General features: G+C 69.9%; 6 protein-coding genes and 2 pseudogenes. 4 read left to right on the plus strand and 4 right to left on the minus strand.

Annotated features, from left to right (window positions below):
* The first annotated feature begins 227 nt into the window (after positions 1–227).
* Positions 228–970 (plus strand): IS5 family transposase gene (locus ACZ4V6_RS35390; protein WP_467835226.1). Its coding sequence is split into 2 segments (ribosomal slippage): positions 228–498 and positions 498–970, totalling 744 coding nucleotides; the frame shifts between segments, so codons are not numbered across the junction.
* Positions 971–1,074: 104 nt separating this feature from the next.
* Here the strand turns inward: ACZ4V6_RS35390 and ACZ4V6_RS35395 are convergent.
* Positions 1,075–2,721, minus strand: a complete 1,647-nt coding sequence (locus ACZ4V6_RS35395; protein ID WP_467835215.1) for a glycoside hydrolase family 27 protein — start codon at positions 2,719–2,721, stop codon at positions 1,075–1,077.
* A 354-nt stretch (positions 2,722–3,075) separates the two neighbouring features.
* Here ACZ4V6_RS35395 and ACZ4V6_RS35400 point away from each other — a divergent pair, with 354 nt between their 5' ends.
* Complete coding sequence (locus ACZ4V6_RS35400; protein ID WP_467835217.1) at positions 3,076–4,686, plus strand: glycoside hydrolase family 43 protein; 1,611 nt, start codon at positions 3,076–3,078, stop codon at positions 4,684–4,686.
* Between the two features lie 317 nt (positions 4,687–5,003).
* Here the strand turns inward: ACZ4V6_RS35400 and ACZ4V6_RS35405 are convergent, their stop codons facing one another.
* Positions 5,004–6,017: a LacI family DNA-binding transcriptional regulator gene (locus ACZ4V6_RS35405; protein ID WP_467835220.1), complete on the minus strand. Its 1,014-nt coding sequence runs from the start codon at positions 6,015–6,017 to the stop codon at positions 5,004–5,006.
* 226 nt (positions 6,018–6,243) lie between these two features.
* Between ACZ4V6_RS35405 and ACZ4V6_RS35410 the strand changes: the two genes are divergently transcribed.
* Positions 6,244–7,209, plus strand: a complete 966-nt coding sequence (locus ACZ4V6_RS35410) for a glycoside hydrolase family 6 protein (RefSeq protein ID WP_467835223.1) — start codon at positions 6,244–6,246, stop codon at positions 7,207–7,209.
* 245 nt (positions 7,210–7,454) lie between these two features.
* On the opposite strand, the pseudogene ACZ4V6_RS35415 reads toward ACZ4V6_RS35410, so the two are convergent.
* Together ACZ4V6_RS35415 and ACZ4V6_RS35420 are read right to left on the minus strand one after the other, a co-directional pair.
* Positions 7,455–7,874: pseudogene (locus ACZ4V6_RS35415) on the minus strand (transposase); the annotation flags it as partial.
* Between the two features lie 248 nt (positions 7,875–8,122).
* Positions 8,123–8,338: pseudogene (locus ACZ4V6_RS35420) on the minus strand (IS982 family transposase); the annotation flags it as partial.
* Positions 8,339–8,411: 73 nt separating this feature from the next.
* Between ACZ4V6_RS35420 and ACZ4V6_RS35425 the strand changes: the two are divergent.
* On the plus strand, positions 8,412–8,989 hold a 578-nt coding region (locus tag ACZ4V6_RS35425), incomplete at its 3' end, for a HEAT repeat domain-containing protein (RefSeq protein ID WP_467835225.1).

The following is an 8,989-nucleotide window of genomic DNA, read 5'->3' on the forward strand; positions in this document are numbered from 1 at the left end:
CCGGTGCAGGGAGTGCGGAACTGCCGACGGACGTCCCGCCCGACGGCGCCGGGTGGGACGGGACAGTCAGAAGGCGGGCGTGCGAAGGAGTGTGCTGAGGCGTACGGGACGACGTGGGAACAGCGTGCTCGGGCCGCACCGGTCCTCATCGCTCAGCTTCTCCGCCCGGGGCCGGTCCGGCCGGATGGACATGGGCGAGCGGCTCGACCTCGCGTCGGCCGCCCGTCCTGCCTCGCCCGCGTCACCCCGGACGGCTGCCGGTGCCGGACCGGGTCGCCCTGGCCGGCATCATCCACGTCCTGCGCGAGGGAGTGGCCTGGCGAGATGTGCCCAGTGAGGTCGTGGGCCGCTCGGGAGTGACCGCCCGGCGCCGACTGCGCGACTGGACCGAGGCCGGTGTCCGGCCTCGGTTGCACGAGGCACTCCTCACCGGATTGCGGGCAGCGGACTCGCTGGACATGAACGATGCTGCGATCGGCGGCTCCCGCATCAGGGCCTTGGAAGGGGGGCTCATGTCGGACCGTCGCCGGTGGATCGCGGCCGCCCCGGCTCCGAGCAGCATGTGATCGTCGATCGTCTCGGCACCCCGCTCGCTGTATGCCTGACCGGCGCAAACCGGCATGACGTCGCACAGCTGATCCCGCTCCTGGACGCGATACCCCGGATCCGGGGCCGACGTGGACGCCCTCGCAACCGGCCCAAGGGACTCTTCGCTGACCGGGGCTACGACTGCGTCAAGTACCGCCGCCTGCTGAGGCAGCGCGGGACCAAACCCCTCGTCGCCCGCCGAGGCGTCGTCCACGGCTCTGGTCTCGGCCGCACCCGCCGGGTGGCAGAGCGGAGCTTCGCCCGGCTCCACCGATTCAAGCGCCTGCGGATCCGCCACGAGCGCCGGGCCGACCTCCACCAAGGCCTACTCGAGCTCGCCTGCAGCATCATCTGCCTCCGCCGGCTCCGTAGATCATTCTGAAACGATCAGCAATCTGGCATTATGCACGCCGGCGGATGCGGCAGCCGTGCGGGAGGCCGTGGCCGGGGTGTCGTCGCTCCGACCGTGACCCAGTGCCGTGTCGCTCACGCGCGGGACCATTTCTGGTTGGCCTGGCCGTTGCAGGTCCACAGCAGCAGCGGGGTCCCGTTGGCGGTGCCGGCCCCGCCGGCGTCGAGGCACAGTCCGGAGCCGACGTTGCGGATCGAGCCGTCGGAGCCGACGGTCCACTTCTGGTTGTTCTGGCCGTTGCAGGGCCAGGTGATGACACGGGTGCCGTTGGTGGTGCCCTGGTTGTAGGCGTCCAGGCACTTGTCGCCGTAGACGCGGATCTCGCCGCCCGCCCATGTGGTCCACAGCTGGTTGGCGGCCGTGTGGCAGTCCCACAGCAGAGTCGCGGCGCCGGCGGCCGTGGAGGCGTTGTCCACGTCCACGCAGCGGCCGGAGGCGTTGCCCCGCAGGCGTGAGGTGGTGGCGGCCAGCGGGCTGCCGCCACTCACCCGGTACGCGGCGACGCCGTGCGCGGGCACGCTCGCCGAGATCTGCCCGGACGTGCTCGACGTGCCGCCGGTCCACAGATCGGTGAGGGTGAACGGTCCTCCGCTCAGGCCGATCTGGGCGGCCGTCGTGGTGACCGTCGCCGCGCTCTCGCCCCGGTTGAACAGCCCCACCGCGACCGAACCGTCCGCCAGGGGCTTGGCGAACACCTCGGTGTTGCCGTCGTCGCGCACCCTGCGTCCGCCCGCGCCCTGGGAGTCCTGGTTCACCGCCAGCAGGCGCGGGTTGCGCAGGATCGCGCTGACGTCGGCGGACATCGTGCGGATGTCGTTGCCGGCCATCAACGGGGCACCCATCAGCGCCCACAGGGCGAAGTGGGAGCGGGACTCGGTCAGCGACAGGCCGGGGCGGCCGACGACCAGCATGTCGGGGTCGTTCCAGTGCCCCGGGCCGGACTGCGCGGCCAGCGGCGCATTGACGTCCAGGACGTTGCCGACGCCCATCGGGTAGCTGTTGGTGTTGCCGTTCTGCCAGATGTCGAGCAGGTCCTCGGTCGTCCGCCACAGGTCGGCGACCTCGCCCCAGTCGTACGTGGACCCCGTGATGGCGTGGAAGCTGTTGGGGTTGATGCTGTAGACGATCGGCCGGCCGGTGGCGCGCAGGGCATCACGCATCAGCTTGAACCGCGCGACCTGCTCGTCACGCGTGCCGCTCGAGGAACACCAGTCGTACTTGAGGTAGTCGACCCCCCACGTGGCGAACGTGGCGGCGTCCTGGGTCTCGTGGCCCCTGCTGCCCGTGGAGCCCGGGTAAGTGCCCACGGTCTGCGCGCAGGTGCGCTCGCCCGGCACCTGGTAGATGCCGAACTTCAGGCCCTTGCCGTGGATGTAGTCCCCGAGGGCCTTCATCCCGCTCGGGAACTTCGCCGGGTTGGCCCGCAGGTTGCCCTGTGCGTCACGCTGCGGGTCGAACCAGCAGTCGTCGACCACCACGTACCGGTAGCCGGCGTCCCGCATGCCCGAGGACACCATCGCATCGGCGGCCTGGCGGACCTGGGTCTCGGTGATTCCGCACCCGAGGCTGTTCCAGCTGTTCCACCCCAGCGGTGGGGTGAGCGCCGGACTGCCCGGCGCGGCCGTGGCGGTGGACTGCGCTGAGGCCGTCACGGACGTGATCACCGTCAGCGCGGCGGCCGTGAGGAGGCGGAACAGTCGTCCGCCCGAGCGTCTGAGCACCGGGACTCCTTCGGCAGGAAAGAGAGAGGAGAGGAGAGGGAAGGGGAGCGTTCGAAATTTCGATTGACGTTCGGAAACTTTAGATGCCCCACGGATACTAGAGAGACGACCGGCCATGTCAACACCTCCTCGAAAAAAGGAATTTGTCGCGCGATCGGCAAGGGAGCAGGGCAGAGGCGCACCAACTCCACGTCAGGAGCTCGAACATTTCGAAGCGGCACACGACTTGTGCGAGAAGGGTTGACGGGATACGCCAACCTCCTATCATCCAGAATGCTCGACAAGTCGCACTATGTTCGATATTTCGAATACGACAGAGCCGCCCCGACCGATGAACCCGAGGTGAACACCTCCATGGACCTGTCATGGACTCATCAATCCCTCACTCGTCGCCGCACGCTCGCGGCCGCCACCGGCTTGGCCGCCGGCGTCCTCCTCCCCCCTGGGCCCGCCCTCGCGGCCGCGGCGCAGTACACGAACCCGGTGATCTGGCAGGACTTCGCGGACATCGACGTCATTCGCGTCGGTGACACCTACTACGCCTCGGCCTCGACGATGCACTACTCGCCGGGCGCGCCCGTTCTGCGGTCGTACGACCTGGTGAACTGGGAGATCGCCGGTCATTCGGTACCCGTCCTCGACTTCGGCGCCAAGTACGACCTGAACGGCACCCGCGGCTACGTGAGAGGAATCTGGGCATCGTCACTGGCCTACCGGCCCAGCAACAGGACCTTCTACTGGCTCGGCCAGATCGACTTCGCCCGGTCGTACCTCTACACCGCCACCGCGGTGGAGGGGCCGTGGAACAGGCTGACGACGATCAGCACCCCCTACTACGACGCCGGCCTGCTCGTCGACACCGACGACACCCTCTACGTGGCGTACGGCAACACCACCATCAGCGTGGCCCAGCTCTCGCCCGACGGTCGCAGCCAGGTCCGTACGCAGGAGGTGTTCAGGACACCGTCCAGCGTCGGCACCTTGGAGGGCGCCCGGTTCTACAAGATCAACGGGCAGTACTACATCTTCCTGACCCGCCCCGCGAACGGCCAGTACATCCTCAAGTCCTCGAGCGGCCCCTTCGGCCCGTACACGATGCGGCAGGTCCTCCTCGACCTGCGCGGACCGATCCCCGGCGGCGGCGTCCCCCACCAGGGCGGACTGGTGCAGACGCAGAGCGGCGCCTGGTACTACATGGCCTTCGTCGACGCCTATCCCGGCGGCCGCATGCCCGCCCTGGCACCGGTCACCTGGACCACGGACGGCTGGCCCGTCGTACAGCTCGTCAACGGTGCGTGGAGCACCACGTATCCCAGTCCGGCCGTACCCACTCCGCCCCGCCAGGTCACCCCGATGACCGGCGTCGACACCTTCGACGGTACGGCCCTGAAACCGAGATGGGAGTGGAACCACAACCCCGACAACACCAAGTGGTCGGTCGGCAACGGCCTGACGCTGCGGACCGCGACCGTCACCCACGACCTCTACTGGGCCCGCAACACCCTCACGCACCGCATCCAGGGCCCCACCTCCACCGCCACGGTCCAGCTCGACCACTCCGCGATGCGGGACGGCGACCGGGCCGGGCTCGCGCTGCTGCGCGACTCCTCCGCCTGGATCGGCCTCAAGCGCGACGGCGGTGCGACACGGGTGGTGATGGTCACCGGGCTGACCATGGACAGCAACTGGAACACCACCGGCACCGGCACCGAGATCGCGAGCGCACCCGTCTCCGGCGGCCGCATCTGGCTGCGCGCGAACGCGGACATCCGCCCCGGCGCACCGCGCCCCGGGACCTTCTCCTACAGCACCGACGGCAGCACGTTCACCCGTCTCGGACCCGCCTTCTCCATGGGCAACGACTGGCGGTTCTTCATGGGCTACCGGTTCGCCCTCTTCAACCACGCCACTCAGGCCCTCGGCGGCGCGGTCCGCGTCACGCGGTTCGAGGTGTCCACACCCTGAACCGATCCGCCGGCCGCACCGCCCGGCCCCCGCCCCGACCAGGAGGACCATGAGCCCGCCGGAACGGCCCGGTCCTAGCCGGGCATCCGTCCTGAGCGTGCCGGCCGCGACCGCCCCGATGAACCCGGCACCGCGACCGGTATCAGCGAGGGGGGCAGGCTGCAACCAGTACCCAAGCCATCGGATCGGACGGCAGTCGCTGCTTCCGCTGCTGGACCTCGGCCACCCTGGCCGGCTCCCCGGACGTCCCGCGCCGCGTCCAAGAGCAACCCGGCAGGACCCGGGCCCACCCCGCGCCCCTCCCGGACAGTGAGGAGTCAGGCGCTGGCCCGGACGGCCAGACGGGTGGGGAGGACCAGCGGGGTGGGCTCCTGCCCGTTGACGAGCGCGACGAGCATGCGCGCCATCTCCCGTCCGAGAGCCTCCACAGGCTGATGGACGGTGGTGAGCGGCGGATCGGCGATCCGGGCGACCGTCAAGTCGTCGAAGCCGACCACGGCGACGTCGGCGGGTACCCGCCGGCCGGCCTCCCGCACGGTGCGCAGCGCACCCACCGCCATGTTGTCGTTGGCGGCGAACACTCCGTCCACGTCGGGGTGTCGCGCCAGCAGCGCGGCCATGGCGGCGGCTCCGCTGGGCTCGGTGAAGTCCCCCTCCAGCGGCGGGAACGGATCGAGACCGGCGCCCAGCATGGCGTCCCGGTAGCCGCGGTACCGGGCGCGCCCGGCCTCGGTGTCCAGACGCCCGCAGATCACGGCCACGCGCCTTCGGCCGAGTGAGACCAGATGCTCGGTCGCCTCGCGCGCTCCGCCGACGTTGTCCACGTCCACGTACCACCGGGGAGCCGGGCCGACCGGGCGCCCGCCGAACACGACGGGCATCTGCGCCTCGTCGGCCATCCGGGTCAGCGGATCGTCCTCGCGCAGCGCCATCAGCATCACCCCGTCCGCGCCCCTGGACCGCAGGAGCTCCTCGACCCGCTTGCGGCCCCGGTCGGAAGCGGCCAGGCACAGCATCAGATGCAGGTCCGCCTCGTCCAGGGCGGCCGACGCCCCCACGATCACCCGGGCGAAGAACGGATCGGCGAAGATCGACGGATCCTCACCCGAGACGACCAGGGCGGCCGCTCCCGTCTGACGGGTGGCCAGCGCGCGGGCGGTCGGATTGGGGACGTAACCGAGTTGCCGCACGGCCCGTTCGACAGCCTCGCGCTTGGCGCGGCTGACGTGCGGGGCGTTGTTGAGGGCGCGGGAGGCCACGGAACGGGAAACACCGGCGCGTTCGGCCACCTCGTCGAGCGTCGGATGCCGACGCGGCGCTGCTTCTGCCATGACCCGTGAGTCTTTCACAGGCGGGGAGCGCCCAGGGACGCAAGAGATGGGATCGCTTCCAGTGCAGCGTCCCACAGGGCCTAAGCCCCCCTGTGAAAGTCACATGCTACGCCGACCATTGACAGCTCATCCACCCACCCCCACGATTGGGACCGCTTCCAGTGGGAGCGCTCCCAAAGCACACCTCCTCCGAAAAGCACACCTCTTCCGAAACCGAGGTACTGCCTTGAGCCGCAGATTCCGCACCCTGATGGCAGCGCTCTGTGCTCTGCCGCTGGCATTCGCCGCCGCGCCCTCCGCCCACGCGGCCGACCCCACCACCATGACCAGCGGGTTCTACGTGGACCCCGACTCGAGCGCGAGGCGGTGGGCGGCCGCCAACCCCGGCGACGGCCGGGCCGCCGCCATCAACGCCTCCATCGCCAACACCCCGATGGCCCGCTGGTTCGGCTCCTGGAGCGGCACCATCGGCAGCGCAACAGGTGCCTACGTCGGAGCGGCGGACCACCGGGACAAGCTGCCCATCCTCGTCGCCTACAACATCTACCACCGTGACTACTGCGGCGGGCACTCAGCCGGCGGAGCCGCCTCGCCGTCCGCCTACGCCGGCTGGATCGCTCAGTTCGCCGGAGGCATCGCGGCCCGTCCGGCCGTCGTCATCCTCGAACCGGACTCCCTCGGAGACTACGGCTGCATGACCCAGGCCCAGATCGACGAACGCGAGGCCATGCTCACCGGCGCCCTCGCCGAGTTCAGCCGCCAAGCCCCCAACACCTGGGTCTACATGGACGCCGGCAACCCGCGCTGGGCCGACGCGGCGACCATGGCCCGGCGCCTCCACGAGGCCGGCCTCCGACAGGCCCACGGCTTCTCGCTCAACGTCTCCAACTACGTCACCACCGCCGAGAACACCGCCTACGGCAACGCCGTCAACAGCGAACTGGCCGCCCGCTACGGCTACACCAAGCCGTTCGTCGTGGACACCAGCCGCAACGGCAACGGCTCCGACGGCCAGTGGTGCAACCCCTCCGGCCGCCGCATCGGCACGCCCACCCAGAGGGGCGGAGGCGCCGAGATGCTCCTGTGGATCAAGACCCCGGGCGAGTCCGACGGCAACTGCGGTGTCGGAACCGGCTCCACGGCCGGCCAGTTCCTCCCCGAGGTCGCCTACAAGATGATCTACGGCTACTGATCCAGAACTCCCGCCGTCCGCACAGGCGAGGCAGTCGATCCGGACGCTCACGCGCTCACGCGAACCGGTCGCGCCGGGAGGGGCACGTACCTCGTACGAACGGTGAGCGGGTACGGATCGCACATCAGGCACCCGGGAAGCCACAGGCAGCCGGACCGCGTGAAGCACCGACCTCATCGTGCGCGCCAAGGCGCTCGATCCCACGGCGAAGCCATACCGAAGTGTTCAGGTGTGGCTTCGCCGTCTCACGGATCCGGGCAGGGGTCCCGCCACGACGGGCCTCGCCGTATCACCCGCATATCACAGACGCCCCTATAACGCGGGGTGCGGGCAGCCGGTCCGACCAGGTTGAAGACCTCGCGGGCTGCGTACCGCTCGAGGCATCGGACGATCTCACGACGGGTCTTGCCCTCCTGTGTGCGGCGTTCGTAGTACACCTGGGTACGCGGGTCGTGGCGCAGCCGGGTGAGCACGATACGGTGCAGGGCGGCGTCGGCCCGCCGGTCGCCGCCGTGGTTGAGCCGACGCGTGCTCCGCCGGCCGGAGGAGCACGCGACGGGGCTGACTCCGCAAAGGGCGGCCAAGAACACCTCAGAGTTCAGCCGCTCAGGGCTGTCCCCCATGGTGATCAGCAGGGTGACGGCACTGTCCGGACCGATGCCCACCGGTACGAGCACCCAAGCGGGGAGATCATGGCGGCGACATGCACCTCGCCGTGCGTGTCCGCGCCCAGGACGCCCTCCCGCCGAACGGGAGGATCCGCGCTCGAGGATGTGCTGCGCTGTCGGGTCGACATGATGGTTCGCTTCCCACGTGGTGACGTGCCGGCCGGGTGGACGGTACCGGCCCGCTCGGGCGGTCTGAACTGTGATGGCGCCTGAACAGTCGGCAAGGCTCCTATGGGGACACGCCCGTGTCGCAGGTGGAAACAGGCGTAGGGGAGCCGCCTGGCCTCGGAGGTGAAGTCGAGCACGGCCTGCACCGTCACCAGTGTGATCAGTTCGGAGTCGGTGAGTCGCAGGGTGTCCCCCACGACCGGCCGCCATGGTGTGAGATGCGGAAACGCTTTCAGCAGGTCGTCGGTCTTCACATGGAGTGCGGCCGTAAGGGTGTTCAACCCTGCTTCCACGCAATGCCGTTGGACGCCCTCGTCCTGTACGCGCAGCCGATGCCGTGGAAGGGTCCACCTAGTATCCCGTGTCATGGTGATGTTCGTGCACTTGACCTCAGCGGCGAACGCGCCGCGCATCCGGCGGTCCGGGATCCGGGCGGCCGGCCACGGACAGGCCAGCGCGCGGGGGGTCTACTGTTTCCCGGTCCTGCCGTCGTACGCACTCACCCACCAATGGCTGCGCGAGCTTGCTCGTTTCGGCAGCCGGGGCGGTCTTGTGGCAGTGCACGTGCGACTCGACGACGCCCAGGACGTGCTGGTCGGACGCTATACCGACCGGGCGCAGGATGCACAGGCCACCGTTTCCGCGTCAGAGGCAGTGCGGCGGATCGCGGCGCTGGAGGACCCTCGTGGGTGGGAGGTGTTCGTCCCCCGGTCGATCCGGCCGCGGGAAGTGCATCGGCTCCGCTCCGCGCCGCAGGTGGCGGGCTGGCGGTACCTGCCGGACGCACACGGTGTGCGCCCCTGCACCTGTTTCGGGTGCCGCGTGCGCGGCGGGTACGGGGCGCGGCGTCTGCGCGAGCGGTTGCCGCATCCGTTGGATGGTCCACCGCCACCCGTCAAGGTGCTGCTCGCCCGGGTCGAAGCCTGTGACCCCGGGGCCCCAGC

It is taken from the genome of Streptomyces sp. NPDC029152 (genome assembly GCF_055564355.1).

Coding starts and splice junctions, on each gene's coding strand:
- ACZ4V6_RS35400 (WP_467835217.1), top strand. CDS start 3,076: ATGGACCTGTCATGGACTCATCAATCCCTCACTCGTCGCCGCACGCTC.
- ACZ4V6_RS35405 (WP_467835220.1), bottom strand. CDS start 6,017: ATGGCAGAAGCAGCGCCGCGTCGGCATCCGACGCTCGACGAGGTGGCC.